The following is a 21631-nucleotide window of genomic DNA, read 5'->3' on the forward strand; positions in this document are numbered from 1 at the left end:
TTTATTTACATAGGCATAAAGAAAAAAGTGATTAGCACTATAACATAACCAATCACTAATTAATTTTTTATTTAAATTACTTTTTTCTTTTAATTTTACTAATTATTATAACAAGGGCTACTATCATTATTGTTAAAGAAAATATAGCAACTCCATAAGGTATACTTCCCCCTATTATATTCTCATTCTTTATTAATCTATATACACAGCCTTTCCCGCTATCTAAAAAAATACAATCATTATCTCTAAATACTATATCCTCTATTTTGCTATCCTCTTCAAGTTCCAATATTTTAGATAAAATCTTTTTATCATCTAATGAATAAATAATTTTTTCCTTATCATCATAAAAAATTATAGAATCTTTGCATAATAATTTACCTTCTTTATCTATAGCTAATTTTCCTAATGAATTAACTGAGCTATGCTGGTAGCTAGGTGTTTGTCCTATTTTTTCTGGTGGATTTTTTATTAAAGGTTCTATTATTTTATCATTTGTAAATCTTGGAGATGTAATAGGATCCCCTCCGCTAAAATCTGGCCATCCATACCAAAGGCCTTCAGTTATCTTATATATATAATCTGTATCTCTAATTGCTCCCCGCTCTCCACTTTCTTCTATGCCACAAACTGTAGCTAAAATTTCACCTCTACTATTTATATCATATCCTTTTATACTCTTTATTCCCGATGCAAATAGACTATACTTGCCAGTATTTATGTCAAATTCAATTATAGATGCAGTTCCTATCTCTTCACCTGATATCTTTTCTCCGCTACTACTCTTTACTCCATAATCTTTAAAAGCTCCTGTATTTTCTTTTCCGTAATTAACTCCATTTAATTCTAAATTTATAGGAGATATGTCCTTTTCTTCTCCTTCTTTTGCAACTCCTGCATTTGTCCTAGATCCTATAGAAATTAAAATTGAATTATTTTTAACTAATAAGTTCCTATACATATTCTCTCCATATGGTAATCCACTTTTTAAAATTTCACTTTCACCATTAGAATCTATAAGTATAAAATTTTCATTAGATAATAGATATATATTTCCATCTTTATATACCATATCTTGTATGTTTAAATCAGAGTCTTTATATACTTTATCTATTTTATTTTTTTTATTAATTTTTACAATTTCATTTTTTAAAGACATATAAACATCTGAACTTTCTCCAATTACTAGAGCTGTAGCACCCTCACACCCCTTAATCAATAAATTACTATCTATACCTTCTTTAATAATGTTAAGTCCATATCTATTTGAATAAGCATATATACCAAGGGATATACCAACTATAAAAATTGAGCAAATAAAAAATTTAAAGAATCTCTTCATATATTCCTCCATCTACTAACCTTATACTTGATTTATATTTTACTAATGCTTAGTAATATTCCTATTATTTTAATTTATAGTTTTTATTAAATAGATTGTATAATTTATACTTTTCTTGAATATGCTTTACTGTAGTTTAAAGGGGTGAACATTTATTTTGGCTAATGACAATTTTTTTAGAAATTCTTTCATACTAACAGCTTCTAATATAACTACAGGTTTATTAGGGTTTGCATTCTCCATATACTTATCGAAGATTTTAGGAGCAGAGGGCATTGGTCTTTATAATCTTATCATGCCTATTTATAATCTCTTCATTTGTCTTATGACAGCTGGAGTTGTAGCTGCTCTATCTAAGGTATCAGCAGTTTATTATGAGCGCAGGGAAACAAATAATCTTACTAAAACAATAAATACAGTTGCTCTTTTCAATATTATATGGGCTCTTTTAATAGGAGTTTTTGTATTTTTCCTTGCACCTTTGATTGGAAAATATGGAGTAAATGATGTTAGAACTATAAACGCAATTAAGGTTACTTGTCCAGCAATGGTATTTATTTCACTTAGTAATATTTTAAAGGGATATTTTTTAGGAGTATCTAAAATTAAAGTACCAGCTCTTGTGGATATATTTGAGAAAGGTATGAGAATAATAACTATTACGCTTTTAGTATATGCTTTTAGTACAGAAAACTTAACTACACTTGTAACTTTAGCATATGTCTCTTTAGCAATTGGAGAACTTCAAAGCTTAATATTATTGTTCTTTTATTACAGAAGATGTGTTTCTAAATTACCTAGATCAAGTGCTCCAGCAGATGGTAGAGCTCAACTACTTTTCAATGTTTTAGTTATATCACTTCCATTATGTATTAATGGTTTTCTTAATAATATTTTTTCTACTTTATCAACTTTAATTGTGCCAAGAAGGCTTATAGCCGCAGGATTTACCTATTCTGAGGCATTATCACTAATAGGTAAATATACAGGTATGGCAATTACGTTAATTGGTATACCTCTTATAGTTGTTGGGTCTATAAACTCTCTTCTTATACCTGACTTATCCCAATCTTTAAGTAGAGGTGATAATTACTTTGCATCTATAAGAATACGAAAAGTTATGAAAATAGCTTTTTTACTTGGACTATCAACAACAGTAATCTGCTCCTTGATTCCATATGAACTAGGTAATTTATTTTATGGTAGAGATGATCTTGGTGGTTATATATTTATGGCATCATTATCAGCACCTATATTCTTTACCTCTTCAACTATGTTTGGAATCTTAAATGGATTAAATAAGCAAGGTATTATCGTTAGAAATTCTCTTATAATAGCATTTATTGATTTAATATGCTTATTTATATTTACATCTATTCCAAGTATAAATATTTACGGATATAGTTTAACTTTATTTATAACATCCTCAATATGTTTACTTATTAACTTATATGAAGTGAAGAAGGAAATTAATGTGGATATCTCTTTGATTAATGTGATAATTTTTATATTATTATCTATATTAACCTTCTTGGTTTTAAACATATTTATAAAGAAGTTCTTATTCCCACTTGGTACAGCTGAAATACTATTAGTTGTATTAATAACATTTCTTATTTTTATTTACTATTCAAAATTTGGAGAAACATAAAAAAGTGTAGGGAATCCCCTACACTTTCTACATTAATTTCTTTCTTATAAATCTTGGAAGCATTGTATATATTCTTGGTGATAGTGCTTCTATATCTAATTTTCTTATTCCACCCAAAGAAACCATTATATATAGATATACTAATCCACCTATTCCAACTAATAATATTGTATAAATTACTGTGTATAAATACATAACAATTTTTGAAGTTCCAATAAATCCACCTATAATTAATATAGGTTGTTTTAAAATAAGTATAACAATAGCCATACATACTGATGCAATTATTGGTTTAACACAATTCCTTATAAGTGGCACTTTGTATCTGATACTTCTTGTAAGTATCCTATGATTTATAATTACCGGTACAAAGAAACTTAAGAAGTTACCAACTAAAACACCTAGTATATTTATTGATGGAATTCCAACTAAGATATAGTTTGCAATTATCTTAATTACAATACCTATTGCAAATGACATAATCATTGGATAGAACTGACTTATTCCTTGAAGTATTACACTCTGCACCTGAGCAATTGCTGTAAACACTAATATAAATGATCCATACTCCATAATATAGGCCCCTTTATCACTTTGATAAAGTAATGTATATATATCAGTATTTAAAACTGCAAGTCCTATAGCTGCTGGAACTGTTATTGCAAATGTAACTCTAAATGCAAAATTTGCACTTCTTCTTATTGATTTTCTATCCTTTAAAGCCGATGCTCTTGAAACTGCAGGTAATACTATTGTAGTAAGTGCAGTAACTATGATAAGTGGAACTCCTATTAAAACTTTATAGTTATATAAAAGCCCATAAAGTGAGTCTGATTGTGCTTGCGTGAATCCAGCATGTATCAATCTACGACTGACATTCATCATATCAACCATCCCACCAAAGTTTTGTATACCTGCACTTAATGTTATTGGAAATCCATATCTAATTAATTTTCTTAGTATAGTTTTTGAGGTAATTCTCTTTCCTGTCTTTGGCGAATTATATGCTACTTCTTCAAATTTTTTCTTATCATATATATACACAAGATAAAATATGGCAACTATAGCTCCAACAGAAGTACCAACAGTTCCTCCAGCTGCTCCCATTTGTACAGTTATATGATAAAGAAGAAATGCAAATAACAAACTTATAAATACGTTTAGCAATTGTTCTAGCACTTGTGATACTGCTATTCCAGTCATTTCATTTTTCCCTTGGAAATAACCTCTATACGCTGATAATATAGCAGTTAGAAAAATACTTGGTGCTAAGAACATTATTGCAAAAGTAGAGTTTTCTATTTCGCCTACCTTAGCAATTGGATAAGCTAAAAGTAATAATATTATTGTAAGCGCTCCACCAATTAATCCATAAACTTTTCTTGAAATTTTTAAAGCCTTAACCGCATCTCTTTCATTCCCTAATGCCCTGAGTTCAGCTACAACCTTCGCTACTGCTGGTTGGCATCCCATGCTTGTTATTGCATAAACAAACATGAAAATGTCATAACTTCTCGAATACATCCCTACGCCTTCTACACCAATAATTCTATTTAATAACGGAACATAAAAAGCTGATAGGACTTTTGCAAATATTCCAGCAAGAGATAGTATCATAAACCCTTTAGTAGATGATGATTCTTCCCTCATTTTTAATCCCCTATCTATAATCTGATTTTAAATGTATCATGCTTAATTTTTTTGAATATAGGTGGCAATGCTACTGTTATAACTTTATTCTTTAAGTAATCAAGCTTTCCATCTACATTTTTAAAGTTTAGCTTATATGCATATAAAAATTGATAATCTAATCCATACTTATTTAAGAAATATGAATTTAACTTTTTATCCCCATATTTACTATCACCTATTATAGGATTTCCTATATGTGCAAGGTGTGCTCTAATTTGATGGCTTCTTCCTGTTATTAAATCAATTTCTATAAATGAGAAAGCTCCATCACTTTGAATAGTTTTAACTTCCATAGAAATTTCTTTTGAATCTTTTACTTTTTTATCGTATATTCTTGATATATTAGCTTCTTCGTTCTTTAATATGTACCCTGTATAAAGACCATCCTTTATTCTTCCTTTAATTAGAGCGTTGTAGTATTTTTTAATTCTACCTTCTCTAATTATTTCATTAAGTTCTCTTAACCCTTCAAAATTCTTACCAAAGACAACTATACCTGACGTATTTCTATCAAGTCTATTACATGGAGCTGGAGTAAATGTTACTTCCTTCTCTGGAAGATAATCACCCTTTTCATTTAAATATGATAAAACATAATCAGTAAGTGTAGGTATCTTCTTATTGCTGTCAGGATGTACTAACACTCCTGGCCACTTTTCAACAACAACCATATTGTTATCTTCGTAGGCTACTTTTAATCCACTTGGATCAACCTTTACAAATTTCTCCTTCTTTTCTGTCATCTTTTGACTTTGTATATATCTCACTTCAACTACATCATTTACTTCTAATGTATATTTTTCCTTTTGTTTCTTTCCATTTACTCTTATATCACCTTTTCTTAAGGCCTTAAAAATTGCACTTAATGGAACATCTTTAAGCAATTTTCTTAAGAATTTATCTAATCTTTGTCCCGCTTCATTAGCACCTATTTCTATTCTCACTATATAATCACTCCTAATTAATAAAACTCTTTCGTGAATCTTTTTCTACATTGTTATAGATTAATATTTATTTACTCTATTGTCAAATAATTAAATGCTGCTTCACATTGAATTGCAACACCTAAAGGTATAGCATCCTCGTCTATATCAAATAAACTGCTATGTGCAGATCTGAAAGTTCCTTTACTTTGGTTTGCAGTTCCTAAAAAATAAAAAGCTGCATCTCTTTCCATTGCAAAGTATGCAAAGCTTTCAACTCCCATACTTGGAGCCTTTTGTTCTACTACATTTTCACTTCCAAGAATCTTTATAGCTGCATCTTTAACTATATCCACACACTCATCATTATTTATAAGGCATGGATAGCTCTCTTCAATTGTTACTTCTGCGCTTCCTCTTCCTGTCTTAGCAATGCCTTCTGATACCTCACAAAGTCTTTCACAAGCGAACTTTCTATCCTCTGGGGTCATAGTTCTTATAATCCCTGTAATTTCTGCTTCTCCTGGAATTATATTTTGAGCTGTTCCTGCATGAAAACTTCCAACTGTTATAACTGATGGATTAACAGGAGAGATTTCTCTACTTACTATAGTTTGTAATGTTGATACTATATTAGCCCCTATTACAATTGGATCTACTGTAGTGTTAGGTGATGCTCCATGACCACCACTTCCTATTACCTTAATTTTATAAGGATTTGAAGCCGCATTTACAACGCCCTTTTTTATTTTAATTTTTCCACATTCTAAATCTTCAGTAACGTGAAGACCAAATACCTTATCTACTCTTGGGTTTTCAAGTACACCTTCCTCTATCATTACACTTGCACCACCAGTTGTTTCTTCTGCTGGTTCAAATAATAATTTAACATTTCCACTGAATAAGTGTTTATTTTCATTTAATAATTTAGCTACTCCTAAAAGTATTGTAGTATGTGCATCATGTCCACAAGCATGCATTTTCCCCGGAACCTTTGAGCTATATTCACATACCTTCTTATCTTGTATTGGTAGCGCATCCATATCCCCTCTTAATGCTACAGTCTTAACTGCTCCCTCTTTTGTTCCTTTTATAAGGCCACATACTCCAGTTCCAGCAACTTCTCTATATTCTATACCTTCATTTTTTAAGAAGTCCTTTATTAATGTAGAAGTTCTAACTTCTTCAAATCCAACTTCTGGGTGCATGTGTATATCTCTTCTAATGGCTATTAAATCTTCTTTTATTTTATTTGCTTCATCTCTAAAATTAATCATTCATATTCCTCCTATATCCTCATAACTTATCTATACATTTCTCTTATTTACATTTTATTTTAAAATTCAACATATTAAGTATAACATCTTCTTAGTAATTTAGATGAAATTTATTTTAAATATTCACTTATCATTCTATGATCATTATTAAGTTTCGTTCTAAAAGAACTTTTATAGAAAAAGTTCTGCTTATTCCATCTTGAAATAATATCTTTACTCTATCACCTGAGCACTCATCTATAATTCCTGGTTCTCTTCTTCCATTATGATAAACAGTTGTTCCTCTTTTAAATTCATGTGAAATTTCTTCTTCACTTTTAAATTCCGTTTCTTTTATAAATCTAGATGTCTCTTTAAATTTACCACCTTTTGTTTTTGGTGATGATATATATAAATTATCTATAGCTCGTGTTATACCAACATAGAATAATCTTCTTTCCTCTTCTATATTTTCTTCCCCAGCAGATACATGTGGAATTGTATCCTCATTACAGTTTACAAGGAATACATTTTTAAATTCCATTCCCTTAACTCTATGTATAGTACTTAAAAGAACTCTATCTTCATCTGTTTTATTTCTAGAGTTTTCAATTTCTTCTTTTACAGTATCTATGTGAGAGAAAAATTCAGGTATTGTCTTAAACCCGCTTGCTGATATTTTAAACTCTTCAAGTATTTCTTCTAAATCATCGATACTTTGATTGAATTTCTCACAGTAAGCTTTTAAATGATCTAAATACCCTAAATCACTTACTATAAATTGTATTGCACTGCTTAATGATAATTTAGATAAATAATGTATATCTTTTTTAAGGTCATCTAATTTCTTTATTTGAAATGGCGGAATATCTTTTTTTTCCATTAATATATCAAAAGGAGTTTTATGTTCTCTAAAGCCCCTTACATATTCTAAATTATTTTTGCTTACATATCTAAATGGCTTATTTATAATTTTTATAAATGCTCCTCTATCATAAGGATCTATTGATAACTTTAAATAGGTTAAAATATCTTTACATATAAAATGCTCAAAGAAATTATACTCTTTATCTAATAATGTAAATGGTATTCTCTTTCTAGTAAATACATCTATAAAAGTCATAGCTTCCATATTAGTTCTATAAAGAATTATATTATCTCTATAAGAATATCCTTCATTTTTTATAAGTGACTTTATATCATCTACAATCCCCTCTCCTTGTATCTTCTCATCATAAGGAGTAGAAACCTTTATAATACCACTCTCTTCTTTATTCGCTATTATTTCTTTCTTATTTCTTTCTTTGTTATATTCTATAACATTTTTAGCTCCATCTATTATATTATTTGAACTTCTATAATTTTTTGAAAGAAAGTATTTCTTACCACTCTTAAATATATCATTAAATATAACCATATATTCAGGCTTAGAACCTCTAAATGAGTATATGCACTGGTCTTCATCTCCAACTGCAAAAAGTGAATTCTCTTCATCTTCATTCATCATCTTTAAAAATTCGATTTGAAGCTCATCACAATCTTGAAACTCATCTACTAATATATATCTAAATAAACCTCTATATCCCTCTCTAAGTCCTTTATTTTCCTTTAACATTTCTAATACTTTTAAAGCTAAGTCATCAAAATCCCAAAGATTATTATCTTCTTTATATTGATTATAGGTATTTAAACAATCTTCAAATATCTCTTTAGTTATAGACGGTTTAAAGTCTTCTAAACTTATTCTTGAATTTTTAAATAATGATATGTTATTTATTACTTCTTTTATTTTATCTTCATTTATATCATCAAAATATTTTTTCAAAACCGCTTCAACTAATCTATGTGCCTTATAAGATTCTATTATATTTATTTCATGCCCTTCTCTAAGTAACATTTTATAAAATAGGCCATGGAATGTACCAAAGAATGGTGAATAATTTGTTTTAAAAGCTTTTATATATCTATCTTTCATATTAAGTGCTGCCGCTTTTGTAAAAGTTATAACGATTATATTTTTATTATACACTTTAAGGTTATTTACAAGATGATTTATTCTATTTATTATAACTGTAGTTTTTCCAGAACCAGGAGCTGCAACAACTAATATATTTCTTTCTTTTGCATTAACTGCTTCTTTTTGAAATGAATCTAATTGCAATAAAATTCCCTCCTTCTTTCTTGATTATTGCCACATCTTATAGGGAATAACTATATTGTAATAATTCTATTTAAGTTGTACAATAGTTTTAAGTATTTTTTTAGAGGAGTTGACTTATGGACAATATAACAACTTTTAACGTTAAAGATGATAGAAATCTAACTATGTTAGTTGATTTCTATGAATTAACTATGGGAAATGGTTATTTTGAAAAGGATATCCAAGATAAAATTGCTTATTTTGATATGTATTTCAGAAGAGTACCAGATGGCGGCGGATATTGTATTATGGCTGGAGTAGAACAAATAGTACAATACTTAAGCTCATTAAAATTTACAGATGATGACATAGCTTACCTAAAATCTAAGAATATATTTTCTGAAGGCTTTTTAGAATACCTTAAGAATTTCAAATTTACCTGTGATGTTTGGGCAGTACCTGAAGGAAATCCAGTATTCCCAAATCAACCTCTAGTTACTGTTAGAGGACCTGTTGTTCAAGCTCAATTTATTGAAACAATGATTCTATTAACTGTAAATCATCAAACTCTTATAGCTACAAAAGCAAATAGAATTTGTAGAGCTGCTGATGGAAGAACTGTTATGGAATTTGGATCAAGACGTGCTCAAGGATATGATGGTGCAATCTATGGCGCAAGAGCTGCTATGATTGGAGGTTGCCATGCAACTGCATGTACAATTGCAGATCAACGTTTCGATATTCCTGCAATTGGAACTATGGCTCATAGTTGGATTCAATTATTTGATACAGAATATGAAGCCTTTAAAACATGGGCAGAGGTTTATCCTGATAATTGTCTACTTTTAATTGACACATATAATGTTTTAAAGTCTGGTTTACCTAATGCTATAAAAGTATTTGATGAAGTACTAAAACCACAAGGTAAAAGACCAACAGGTATAAGAATAGATTCAGGTGATATAACATATTTAACTAAGCAATGCAGAAAACTTTTAGATGAAGCAGGATATAGTGATTGTAAAATAGTAGTTTCTAACTCCCTTGATGAACATATTATTAGAGATGTACTAAATCAAGGTGCTTGCATAGATTCATTTGGTGTGGGCGAAAGGCTTATAACTGCAAAATCAGAACCAGTCTTTGGAGGCGTTTATAAATTAGTTGCTGTTGAAAAGGAAGGAAAGATAATTCCTAAAATAAAGATAAGTGAAAATAATGAGAAAATCACTAATCCTGGATTTAAAAAGACAGTAAGAATTTTTGACAAAACTACTCACAAAGCAATAGCCGATTTAATAATGCTTCATGATGAAGTTATAGACGAAAATCGTCCATTAACAATTTTCCATCCAATACATACTTGGAAAAAGAAAATAATTAAGAATTATTATTTAAAAGATTTAATGGTTAAAATATTTGATAAGGGAACTTTAGTATATGATTCCCCATCAGTTATGGATATTAGAGAATATGCTATTTTAGAAAGTGAAAAACTTTGGCCTGAAGTTTTAAGATTTGAAAATCCCCATAACTACTATGTTGATTTATCTGATAAGCTTTGGTCACTAAAACAAACTTTATTACATTCAACAACAAATTATTATTCATAGACAAATAATTGAATATTATAATGAAAATTTTTAGTATTTTAAGTTATAAAATAAAGCAACATTGATATTTTAATATCAATGTTGCTTTATTACTTTTAATTACGTTTCCATATCTTAAATAAATTCATCCTCACCTTGGAACTCATTAGCATCTATTAAATCACTAAATTTTAAATTCGTTCCATCTAGATATTCTTTGAATATGCATTCCTCTTCCTTACCTAGATCTTGATTCATAGGACATTCAGTATTACAACCTATATTTTCCTCTTCTGATGACCAAAACGGACACTTTCTCATACTTCTCCCCACCTTGTAAACGAATCCACATTTTATACCACTTCATTATATAATATCATCAAAGAAAAATAAAGTCTTTTCTTACATTTTTTTAAAATTTTGTAAATAAAATAATAGCCACACGATTTCTCGTGTGGCTATTATTTTCTTATCTTAAGCATCCAGTATTTTTTCCTACTGAAATATCAATTATTTCATTTTGGAATGCTTTTAATAAGGCTTTTTCAAGAACTTTTTGTTGATCAAAATTCTCTATGTTTTTGCATATAGCAAATACCTTATTAGTCTCACCATTTATATTTCTATATGTAAGAGTAACATTCGGTTTATCATATTCTACATTTAATATTTTAATACCCCATGATATTTGTGCAAAATCATTATCGATATTTAACTTAGTTAACTCTTTTAATTTCTCTTTTTCTTCTGTAGGATCATTTACTATTAATAATTCATCTCCAACTTTATATTTAGCCATAACACTTCCTCCTTTTAATTCTCTTTTCAGTAATATCTTAGCACTTTAAAATATTACTTTCAACTAATTATTACCTTTAAACAATAAATTAACTTCTTATTAAATAATTTAAAAATAAAAAAAAGATAGAACAGATTTAACTGTTCTATATAAAATGAAATGAACACGGAATTTGTTAATCAATTAACAACTTTGTTTATATTTTAACATTGTTTTCTTTATATAGCAAGGAAAATTTTTTAAAATTGTTAGAAAATTTAATTAATATCTATTATCTACAAATTATAGTAATTTATTAACAATCGTTGACTTTATATATTTAAAAAGATATAATATGATTATTATCAAGTTAAGGAGTGTATAGGTATGGATAATATTACTGCTATTTTCAAAGAAAAAAAGCTTAAATTAACACCTCAAAGACTTGCTGTTTATAAATATTTGATGAGTACAAAAGAGCATCCATCAGCCGAAGTTATATATAAAGCTATTCAAACTGACTTCCCTACAATGAGCTTAGCTACTGTTTATAAAGCATTAAAAACTTTAGTTGAAGTTGGTTTAATACAAGAATTAAACGTTGGTGAAGGAAACTTTAGATATGATGGAAATATAGACTCACATCCACATATACAATGTATAAATTGTGGAAGAGTTGATGATTTATTAAATCTTTCTTTTGATCACTTAAATTCAGAGGTAGAAAAAAACTCAGAATATAAGATTTTATCTAATCAAACTTATTTTTACGGTCTTTGTAAGGATTGTCAATAAAATTTTATTAAAAGCAAATCTATAATAGATTTGCTTTTATTTTTTATTTTCCTAATACTCTATCCCATTCCTTCCCATCATATTGCCCACTAAGAATTTTTTTACATTCTTTATCTATTTTCTTAATATTCTCATTTGATATTATATTAATATAAAACATATTTATTTCATTGGCTACCCTGATTCCATTACCCATCTTTCTTTGTACACCTTTTAAATTACTATCCGCTTCTCTATTTCCTGTAACACAATTTTTTTTACTTAATTCTCCAAAAGGATTTGATTCAATAAGAAATCTAAAAAAATCATCTACAGAATCCGTCTTTAAGCTACCAATAACCGAGCATAATGTAGCATCCATCCCAACAGTTGTGCTTATATTTTTATTTTCTATAGGCATCTTATCTATTAAACCTATTCCCTTTTTATTTGTTATATCTTCTGATGATAATGTTGTTGTTAAAAGGACTGGGATTTTCCCTTCATTAAATTCCTTAATAACAGCTTCATCACTTTCAATAAACATATCTTCCCTTATTACATTCTTATTATATAAATCATGCAATATATCAAAAATCTTTTGACCATTTTCTATATAATTAATCTTTTCTGAAAGATTACTTGCTTTATCTACCTTATACAAGTCATAAGATATTGTATCATTAGCAACCAAACAACTCAAGAGAACTTCTTTACTATATTGACTCTTTATATAAGTAGGTATTTTTATATTCTTCTCTCTTAACTTAGTTAATATTTCTATATAACTATTTTCTTGTATTTCTATTTCCTTACTTTTTAAGGCCTCTTCATTATATATAAGATCTATTGAATATGGAGTAATTCCAATACCATAATATTTTTCTTCATCCATTCCATATAAATTATTTATGGGGAAAAATTTTTCTTTTATTTTCTTTTCCTTAAATAAATAACTTAAATCTCTTAAATAATTTTTATTTTTATAATCAATAAAATTATATCTATCTAATAGTACTAAGGAAGAATCCTTTTTTTCATTTATATTTTTTTCTATTTCTTCAATATCATTTACAGGAATAATATTAATTTTAGCTCCCTTCTCCTCTTCATATTTCTTTATTAAATCAGTTATACAATTTATTGATTTTACATTTTGAGCATTATAGTACAGATTTACGCTATCCACCTCTTCATTTTTTTTATTACCACAAGCTGTTAATAATGAACTTAAACATAGTAAAATCAGCATTAAGCTTAATTTTTTTTTCAAATTTTACACCTCCTTTATTATAGTTTGCCTAGTTAATCATTAAATTATATATGTTTCATATACTTTATTGAGGAGGTTTATACCATGAAAAATAAAATTACTAAAAACTCTATTATATTAATTTTTATTTCTTTAATTATTATAATCTTATCTATAATGTATATAATCTATATTATGGATAAGCCAGTAATACAAGTAAATTCTCCTATTATTATAGATAGTGATGCAAATATTGATTTAACTGGAGATGGAATATCTGAAAATATAAAAATATTAGAATCTAATAATCATAGTGACATTCAAATAACTACTCTTAAAGAGACTATTTTATTAAGCTCATTAATTTCGGACAAGCATTTATCAGATTATAGTAATTCTTATAATATGAATGTTTTTATATTAAACATATCAAGGGATAATAAACCTGAAATATTAATTCAAGGATATAAAAAAGATCTACCTATAGCATACTTATTCGCATATGAATCAGATAAGTTCGTATTAAAACTTTCTTCAAATGATTCAATTGTAGGTTTAATAGATTCAAATATGAATAGAACACCACAAATACAATTTTTTGATAAATCTAACCCAAAATCATCTTTTAAAAATTTCATGCTTATAAATAATGATTTTGTAGATATAAGTAAAAACTCAAAAATAGTAACTGACTATGATAAAATTTTAAAATTTATTAATTTAGTTACACTAGATTATGAGGTTACAGACTATCCTGATATATTCTATAAATATATTGATAACTCTATTCTGTCAAAGATATGGCAACTTAATAAAGATGAATTTACGTATTCTTTTAAGAATGCATTCTTCTATGATAACAAAGTTGATAATTATGGTTTAATTGAAAATATTAGATGGAATATAGTATTTGAAAGGATTAACAAAATATCATCTAAAAAAAATGAAATATTCTTTGAATTAGATTTCTCTAGAGAGAATGGTACAAGTTTCAATATATCTAATATTGAAATAAAATAAAAGGCCGCTAATTGCGGCCTAAAAGGGGGATGGGGGGGGGAGCTATATTAAATTTATAATTCAATATAGCCTGTAGGAGAATACTTTCTCCGGTACAATTATATTATTAACCCTATCCCATATTTTTATACAATTTTTTAATCTAAATCTCCTTTTTTATATAATCCTATTATTTTATCAACGAATTCCACTCTTTCACTAGATACAGAATTTCTTAGTGCAAGTAGCATATCCATATTAGGATCCCCTGTATTATACTTATTTTTATTTCTAGCTCTGTTATTGTTTCCATTATTATTTCTATTGTTATTACCATTATTATTATTGCCATTATTATTATTCATTCTAGTAAGTTGATTTAATATAGCCATAGGATTCATATTACCTAGTGCTCCCATCTGTCCCATCCCATTATTCATATCATTACCATTATTCATATCATTACCATTATTCATTCCACTTCCGTTATTCATAGTATTGCCATTGTTCATTCCATTCCCATTGTTCATATTCATTGCAATATTATTTAATATTTCCATAGGATTCATTCCATTTCCATTATTATTGCCATTATTATCTCCATTACTATTCATTGAATTTAAAGGTGGAAATGAACTCAAATCTATTCCTTCCTTTTCCATAGATGACATTATGTTCTTTAATTTATCCTGATCTATATTCCCCAGCATATTCATAAGTTGATTTGGATCTATTCCAAATGGATTATTCGCTAAATTATTAAATAGAGATTGCTGATTCTCATATGAATCATTTTTACTTTTATGTCTCTTTTTTGCCATTTCAACCCCTCCCAAAGGACTGTTCTAGTTATATTGTATGTAATAATGTGCATATTTGTTATTATTTTTGCTCATTTTTTTGGAGGGCTAAAAGCCCTCCAACAATCACCAATTATATACAATTGATTAATTTGTTTATATTAGAATCTTCCGCCGCCGCCGCAGCCACATAATAATACTATTATTATTATTATCCACCAGATTCCGAATCCGCCGAATCCGCCGAATCCATTATTACAGCCATCATCTCCGCATCCACATCTATTATTTCCAAATCCGCCGCAGAAGATTAATAAAATTATTATCCACCACCAGCCGCCAAATCCGCCATCACAGCCGCAGCCTCCATATCCACCATATCCACCGTAAGGTGCAGGTGCAGGTGCTTGAGCATAAGGTGAAACTACAACGGTTCTATCGCAACAACATTTTTTGTGTGACATATTAAATTCCTCCTATATCTTTCTCTTTTAATTTAATTAACAATTTCCAAATCCACATCCGTTGTTTCCACAGCCACATCCGTTATTTCCGAATCCACCGCAGAATATTAGTAAAATTATTATTAGCCACCAGATGCCTCCACCACCAAAGCCACATCCACCATCAAAGCCACCGTAGCCATATGCTGGAGCTTGAGCTTGAGTTGGATAATTGCCATATCCACCTAGTCCATCCATGCATTCTGGTACATAAATTGTTTGTTTACACTTCTTAAATTTAGGTTTTTCACAACAACAACAACAGCAATCATTATATCCCATATCATATCCTCCGTATCCGCCGCTATTTCTGCCTCTACCGCAGCAGCAGCATAATATTATAATTAATAAAAACCAAGAATTGTTTCCACATCCGCCGAAGCCACCGAATCCGCAGTTTCCACCACATCCACAGCCACAATTGTTATTATCGAATCCAAAATCACAATCATTGAAGTTGCAATCATCATTGAAGTTGCAATCATCATTGAAGTTGCAATCATCATTGAAATTGCAATCATTATTGAAGTCGCAATCATCGAAATTACAATCATCATTGAAGTTACAATTATCGAAATCACAACTATTATTGCGATCGCATCTCTCATCGAAATCATGATCTTTTCTTTCGAAATCACAATCGTCGTCGCACTCGGAACAATCATTGAATCCATTTAGGATATCATTAATTTCCATATGCTTCTTCCTGACCTCCTTAAATTTGATTTTATTTAGTTTTTATACTATATACTATTCTTCCCTAAATAATTTGACACTAAATTTTGAAATTAGTCTAAAGTTCTACAAAAGAAAATAAGGTTCTAGTAAAAGTTTATATAACTTTTACTAGAACCTTATATTAATATGATTTTATTCAGTATCTTGTGCTAAATCTCCAAAAAGATTGTCAATTAGCTGTTCGCTACCTTTTTTATTTAATGATGAGAAGAAATAAAGTTTATCTTCTTTTGTAAGCTTTAATGTTTCTCTTATTATCTTTTCACTTTTTCTTAAGCTATTATTTGATAATTTATCACTCTTTGTTGCAACTACTGTTACATCATATCCATAGTGTTTTATCCATTCATGCATCATTACATCATCTGCAGTTGGTTTATGTCTTGAATCAACTAGAAGAACAACTCTCTTTAATTCTTCTCTTCCATTTAAGTATCTTTCAATAGTTTGACCCCAGCTTGCTTTTTCAGTTTTTGATACTTTTGCATATCCGTATCCTGGTAAATCAACAAGATAAAAATCATTATTGATTAAAAAGAAGTTTATAAGTCTTGTTTTTCCTGGTGTCTGACTCACTTTTGCTAACTTTTTTCTATTTGTAAGAGCATTTATTATTGAACTCTTACCAACATTTGATCTTCCAACAAATGCTATTTCCACTCTATCATCAGTTGGATACTGCTCTTTTTTAACTGCTGATATAATAAATTCTGATTGCTTTATCCTCATAGGTATCATCTCCAATTACTGCACTATTGCATTATTTAATACCGTATCAATTTGTTCTGCCACTATTATCTTTAAGCCCTTTTTAATTGAAGCTGGTATCTTATCTACATCTTTTTCATTATCCTTTGGAATAATTATAGTATCAATTCCAGCTCTAACAGCTGCAAGTGACTTTTCTTTAAGCCCTCCGATTGGTAATACTCTTCCTGTTAGAGTTACTTCTCCAGTCATAGCAACATTATGCTTAATCTTTTTATTTGATAAAGCTGATACTAACGCTGTAACCATAGTTACTCCTGCTGAAGGACCATCTTTTGGAACAGCTCCTTCTGGAACATGTATATGAATATCTTTATTTTTATAAAAATCTAAATCAATTCTATACTTGGAAGCATTAGCTCTTACATAAGTAAATGCTGCCTTTGCAGATTCTTGCATTACATCTCCAAGTTGTCCTGTTAATTGGAGCTTACCGCTACCTTCCATAACCATTGCTTCTACAGGTAATGTGTCTCCACCATAAGCAGTCCACGCCATTCCAGTAACTACTCCTATTTTATCTTCTTTATCTACTCTATCGTAGCTAAATGACTTTTTACCTAATAGACTTTCCATTTTTTTAGAATTTATACTCATACTATCTTTATTCTTTTTAAGCATTTCGGTTATAGCTTTTCTAATTAATGAAGCTATAACTCTAGTTAAGCTTCTTACTCCTGATTCAAGAGTATAGCCCTCAATAATCTCTTTAATTGAAGAATCGCTTATTTTTATCTTATCTTCTTCAATATTATGTTCTTTTAAAGCCTTAGGTATTAAATATCTTTTAGCTATTTGGAACTTTTCTTCATAAGTATAGCCTGAAACCTCTATAACTTCCATTCTGTCAAGTAATGGTCTAGGTATTGTATCTAAACTATTTGCTGTAGCTATAAAGAACACATTAGATAAATCCATTGGAAGTTCTAGATAGTTATCTCTAAAATTAAAATTTTGCTCACTATCTAATACTTCAAGTAATGCATCTGATGGATCACCTTTGTAATTTGAACTGATTTTATCAATTTCGTCAAATAATATAAGAGGATTATTTGTCTTAGTTTCTTTCAATGCATAGGCTATTCTACCTGGTATTGCTCCAACGTAAGTCTTTCTATGTCCTCTTATTTCTGATTCATCTTTCATACCACCTAAAGCTATTCTAGAGTACTTTCTATTCATCGCTTCAGCTATTGATTTTGCAATAGATGTCTTACCAACTCCTGGAGGCCCAACTAAGCAAAGTATTGGTCCCTTCATGCTCTTACTCATTTGTTTTACTGCTAAATATTCTATAATTCTTTCTTTAACATCATCTAAACCATAATGTTCTTTTTGAAGAACTTCTTCTGCACTTTTTATATTTATAGTATCTTCACTACTCTTATTCCAAGGCATGTCCACTATCCAGTCTAAATATGTCTTTATTACAGCTTCTTCAGAACTTGATGCTCCAGCGCCTCTTAATCTATTAAGCTCATATTCTGCTTTTTCCTTAACTTCTCCTTGAAGATCTGCTTCTTTAATTTGCTCTTCATACTTAGTTATTTCACGCTTTGATTCATCATCTTCCCCAAGCTCTTCTTGTATAACCTTTAGTTGCTCTCTTAAGAAATATTCCTTTTGACTTTTATCAGTCTTCTCTTTAACTCTATCTGCTATTTTCTTTTGAATCTTTATAATTTGAATCTCTTCTTCAATCATTTCTAGAAGTCTTTCAAGTCTCTTCTTTAAATCTACTGTTTCTAATAATTCTTGTCTATAATCTTCTCTTGTAACAGCTACAGAACTTACCATATCTATAAACTCATGTATTTTATCATCAAGTTCTACAGCCTTAATAATATCCTTTGAATTCTCTCCTGTAAGCTTCATAAACTTTATAAATGTTTCCTTTAAAGACTTTATGTAAGCTTCTATTTCAATACTATCTATTTCTTCTTCTTTAATTCTCTCTAATTCAACTTCTAAATAAACTTTCTTTGCCTGATATTTTTTTATTTTAGCTCTCTCTTTACCTTCAACTAAAACTCTTATTACATCATCAGGTAATTTAATTATCTGTTTTATATCACATATCGTTCCAAATTTACTTATATCGCTTTTTTTTGGATCATCTATCTCTACACTTTTTTGTGGTGCTAAAAAAATCTTTTCTCCATTTTGCATTGCAGCCTCTATAGCTGCTTTTGATTTTTCTCTTCCAACATCAAAATGAGTAACCATATTTGGGAAAATAGTTATCCCTCTTAGAGGAATTAAAGGAAGAATGTTTTCGTTTGTCATACCTGTCTTCCTCCAATCTTCATCATTATTTTTATTAGACCTAATAAGTATACCATAACCATAACTTTTTTCAATAATTGTAATCCTATAAATAAAAAAACACTCTTTATTAGAGAGTGTTTTTTATTTATGCTGTTTCCATATCTTCTTTATTCTTTGATGATTTATCAACAAGCATAGGTCTTACTTCACCTTCTGGTAATCTATGAACCTCAGGTTTTTCACCTTTTTTGATGGTATCTTCCGTTATAACTACCTTTGTAATTCTTTCATCTGAAGGAATTTCAAACATTATATCCATCATCATTTCTTCTATTATAGCTCTTAACCCTCTTGCACCCGTGCTTCTACTAATAGCTTCTTCAGCTATTGTATCTAATGCTTTATCTGTAAATTCAAGATTTACATTATCAAGTTCAAATAGCTTCTTATATTGCTTTACTAGAGCATTTTTAGGTTCACATAGTATTTTAACCAAAGCTTTCTTATCTAGAGATTCCAAAGTTACTAATATAGGTAATCTTCCAACAAATTCAGGTATTAACCCAAACTTTAAAAGATCTCCTGGCATAATCTCTTTGAATACTACTCCTAAATCTTTTTCTTGCTTTGATTGAATTTCTGCTCCAAAACCAATTGAACTTTTTCTTGTTCTCTTTTCAATTATTTTATCTATTCCATCAAAAGCCCCACCACAAATAAATAATATATTTGAAGTATTTATTTGTAATAATTCTTGATGAGGATGTTTTCTTCCACCTTGTGGTGGTACTGAAGCAGTTGTTCCTTCTAATATTTTAAGAAGTGCTTGTTGAACACCTTCTCCTGAAACATCTCTTGTAATTGATGGATTTTCTGACTTTCTTGCAATCTTATCTATCTCATCTATATAAATAATACCTTTTTCTGCTTTTTCTATATCAAAATCAGCATTTTGTATTAATTTTAATAAGATGTTTTCTACATCTTCTCCAACATATCCAGCTTCTGTTAATGTTGTTGCATCTGCAATTGCAAATGGAACATTAAGAACTTTAGCTAATGTTTGAGCAAGTAATGTTTTACCTGAACCTGTTGGTCCAAGTAGTAATATATTACTCTTTTGTAATTCTATATCATCATTTGAGACTTTCTTAGTATTTATTCTCTTATAATGATTGTATACTGCAACAGCTAATGATTTTTTAGCTCCTTCTTGACCTATTACATATGAATCAAGATATTCCTTAATTTCTTGTGGTTTAGGTAAATCTTGAGAAACTACATCACTAGTTTCTTCAAATTCATCTTCTATAATTTCTGAGCATAATTCGATACATTCATCGCATATATAGACTCCCGGACCAGCTATTAATCTTTTAACTTGATCTTGATTCTTGCCACAGAAAGAACATTTTAACTGTTTCTTTTCTTCGTATTTAGCCATATTTTCACCTCGCTAAGGACAAATCCTAATTATTATGCATTTTCGATTTCATTCTTAGTAATAACTTTATCAACTAATCCATATTCCATAGCTTCGTCTGCTTCTAAGAAGTAATCTCTTTCCACATCAACTTTTATTTTGTCTAAAGGTTGATTTGTGTTTTCACTTAGTATTTGATTTAATTTATCTTTTATTCTTAAAATTCTCTTTGCATGTATATCAAAATCAGTTGCTTGACCTTGGAATCCACCTAAAGGTTGGTGTATCATAATCTCAGCATTTGGAAGGGCATATCTCTTTCCTTTTGCTCCTGATGAAAGTAAGAAAGATCCCATTGATGCAGCTAATCCAATACATATAGTACAAACGTCTGGTTTGATATATTGCATTGTATCATATATAGCCATACCAGCTGTAATTGATCCTCCTGGACTATTTATATAAATATATATATCCTTATCTGGATCTTCGCTTTCTAAGAATAAAAGTTGAGCAACTACTAAATTTGAAGTCGCATCATTTATTTCACCATTAATCATTATTATTCTATCTTTTAATAATCTAGAGAAGATATCATAACTTCTTTCTCCTCTATTTGTTTGTTCAACAACCATTGGAACTAAGCTCATTACTGTTCCCTCCTTTTTAATGTAACTTTAAATAAAATTATACCTCAAGATTTATCTTTTGTTAATCTTTTTATTTGAAATA

Annotated in this window: 19 protein-coding genes; 4 read left to right on the plus strand and 15 right to left on the minus strand. The window is 29.0% G+C overall.

The window, feature by feature from the left end; genetic code table 11:
- Positions 1-76: 76 nt before the first annotated feature.
- Positions 77-1342: a hypothetical protein gene (locus JOC62_RS07620; protein ID WP_204594653.1), complete on the minus strand. Its 1266-nt coding sequence runs from the start codon at positions 1340-1342 to the stop codon at positions 77-79.
- Between the two features lie 157 nt (positions 1343-1499).
- On the opposite strand from JOC62_RS07620, the gene spoVB reads away from it, so the two are divergent.
- Positions 1500-2993, plus strand: coding sequence for a stage V sporulation protein B (spoVB, locus tag JOC62_RS07625; protein ID WP_204594655.1), 1494 nt, complete (start codon positions 1500-1502; stop codon positions 2991-2993).
- 27 nt (positions 2994-3020) lie between these two features.
- On the opposite strand, the gene JOC62_RS07630 is transcribed toward spoVB, so the two are convergent.
- The 4 genes from JOC62_RS07630 to JOC62_RS07645 all read right to left on the minus strand — a co-directional run bounded on the left by JOC62_RS07630 (position 3021) and on the right by JOC62_RS07645 (position 9031).
- Positions 3021-4643 carry a putative polysaccharide biosynthesis protein gene (locus JOC62_RS07630; protein WP_204594656.1) on the minus strand — a complete coding sequence of 541 codons (1623 nt, stop codon included), beginning with the start codon at positions 4641-4643 and terminating at the stop codon, positions 3021-3023.
- 14 nt (positions 4644-4657) lie between these two features.
- Positions 4658-5629 carry an RluA family pseudouridine synthase gene (locus tag JOC62_RS07635; protein ID WP_204594658.1) on the minus strand — a complete coding sequence of 324 codons (972 nt, stop codon included), beginning with the start codon at positions 5627-5629 and terminating at the stop codon, positions 4658-4660.
- A gap of 71 nt (positions 5630-5700) precedes the next feature.
- Entirely contained in the window at positions 5701-6885 is a 1185-nt protein-coding gene (locus JOC62_RS07640; RefSeq protein ID WP_204594660.1) for a M20 metallopeptidase family protein, read from the minus strand.
- A gap of 130 nt (positions 6886-7015) precedes the next feature.
- Positions 7016-9031 (minus strand): UvrD-helicase domain-containing protein, encoded by a 2016-nt coding sequence (locus JOC62_RS07645; protein ID WP_204594781.1) that lies wholly within the window; start codon positions 9029-9031, stop codon positions 7016-7018.
- 110 nt (positions 9032-9141) lie between these two features.
- Here JOC62_RS07645 and JOC62_RS07650 point away from each other — a divergent pair, with 110 nt between their 5' ends.
- Positions 9142-10617, plus strand: a complete 1476-nt coding sequence (locus tag JOC62_RS07650) for a nicotinate phosphoribosyltransferase (RefSeq protein WP_204594662.1) — start codon at positions 9142-9144, stop codon at positions 10615-10617.
- 114 nt (positions 10618-10731) lie between these two features.
- On the opposite strand, the gene JOC62_RS07655 is transcribed toward JOC62_RS07650, so the two are convergent.
- Both JOC62_RS07655 and JOC62_RS07660 read right to left on the minus strand, forming a co-directional pair.
- Positions 10732-10917: a hypothetical protein gene (locus JOC62_RS07655; protein WP_204594664.1), complete on the minus strand. Its 186-nt coding sequence runs from the start codon at positions 10915-10917 to the stop codon at positions 10732-10734.
- A 148-nt stretch (positions 10918-11065) separates the two neighbouring features.
- Positions 11066-11395: a hypothetical protein gene (locus tag JOC62_RS07660; protein WP_204594666.1), complete on the minus strand. Its 330-nt coding sequence runs from the start codon at positions 11393-11395 to the stop codon at positions 11066-11068.
- Between the two features lie 366 nt (positions 11396-11761).
- On the opposite strand from JOC62_RS07660, the gene perR reads away from it, so the two are divergent.
- Positions 11762-12169: a transcriptional regulator PerR gene (gene perR / locus JOC62_RS07665; protein ID WP_204594668.1), complete on the plus strand. Its 408-nt coding sequence runs from the start codon at positions 11762-11764 to the stop codon at positions 12167-12169.
- A 43-nt stretch (positions 12170-12212) separates the two neighbouring features.
- Here the strand turns inward: perR and JOC62_RS07670 are convergent, their stop codons facing one another.
- Positions 12213-13421 carry an extracellular solute-binding protein gene (locus tag JOC62_RS07670; protein WP_204594669.1) on the minus strand — a complete coding sequence of 403 codons (1209 nt, stop codon included), beginning with the start codon at positions 13419-13421 and terminating at the stop codon, positions 12213-12215.
- Between the two features lie 84 nt (positions 13422-13505).
- On the opposite strand from JOC62_RS07670, the gene JOC62_RS07675 reads away from it, so the two are divergent.
- On the plus strand, positions 13506-14420 hold the full coding sequence (locus tag JOC62_RS07675; RefSeq protein WP_204594671.1) for a hypothetical protein: 915 nt from the start codon (positions 13506-13508) through the stop codon (positions 14418-14420).
- 137 nt (positions 14421-14557) lie between these two features.
- Here the strand turns inward: JOC62_RS07675 and JOC62_RS07680 are convergent, their stop codons facing one another.
- From JOC62_RS07680 to clpP, 7 genes are all read right to left on the minus strand, one after another.
- Complete coding sequence (locus JOC62_RS07680) at positions 14558-15220, minus strand: hypothetical protein (protein WP_204594672.1); 663 nt, start codon at positions 15218-15220, stop codon at positions 14558-14560.
- 140 nt (positions 15221-15360) lie between these two features.
- On the minus strand, positions 15361-15663 hold the full coding sequence (locus tag JOC62_RS07685) for a hypothetical protein (protein WP_243425035.1): 303 nt from the start codon (positions 15661-15663) through the stop codon (positions 15361-15363).
- A gap of 36 nt (positions 15664-15699) precedes the next feature.
- A complete protein-coding gene (locus JOC62_RS07690; RefSeq protein ID WP_204594673.1) occupies positions 15700-16398 on the minus strand; it encodes a hypothetical protein in 699 nt (232 codons plus the stop codon).
- Positions 16399-16572: 174 nt separating this feature from the next.
- On the minus strand, positions 16573-17169 hold the full coding sequence (gene yihA / locus JOC62_RS07695) for a ribosome biogenesis GTP-binding protein YihA/YsxC (RefSeq protein ID WP_204594674.1): 597 nt from the start codon (positions 17167-17169) through the stop codon (positions 16573-16575).
- A gap of 15 nt (positions 17170-17184) precedes the next feature.
- The gene (gene lon, locus JOC62_RS07700) at positions 17185-19494 is read right to left on the minus strand and encodes an endopeptidase La (protein ID WP_204594675.1); all 2310 of its coding nucleotides are present in this window, start codon (positions 19492-19494) and stop codon (positions 17185-17187) included.
- Positions 19495-19621: 127 nt separating this feature from the next.
- Entirely contained in the window at positions 19622-20920 is a 1299-nt protein-coding gene (clpX, locus tag JOC62_RS07705) for an ATP-dependent Clp protease ATP-binding subunit ClpX (protein WP_204594676.1), read from the minus strand.
- 32 nt (positions 20921-20952) lie between these two features.
- Positions 20953-21549, minus strand: coding sequence for an ATP-dependent Clp endopeptidase proteolytic subunit ClpP (gene clpP / locus JOC62_RS07710; protein WP_204594677.1), 597 nt, complete (start codon positions 21547-21549; stop codon positions 20953-20955).
- Positions 21550-21631 lie beyond the last annotated feature (82 nt).

The organism is Clostridium sardiniense, from assembly GCF_016907995.1.
GTDB lineage: Bacteria > Bacillota > Clostridia > Clostridiales > Clostridiaceae > Clostridium > Clostridium sardiniense.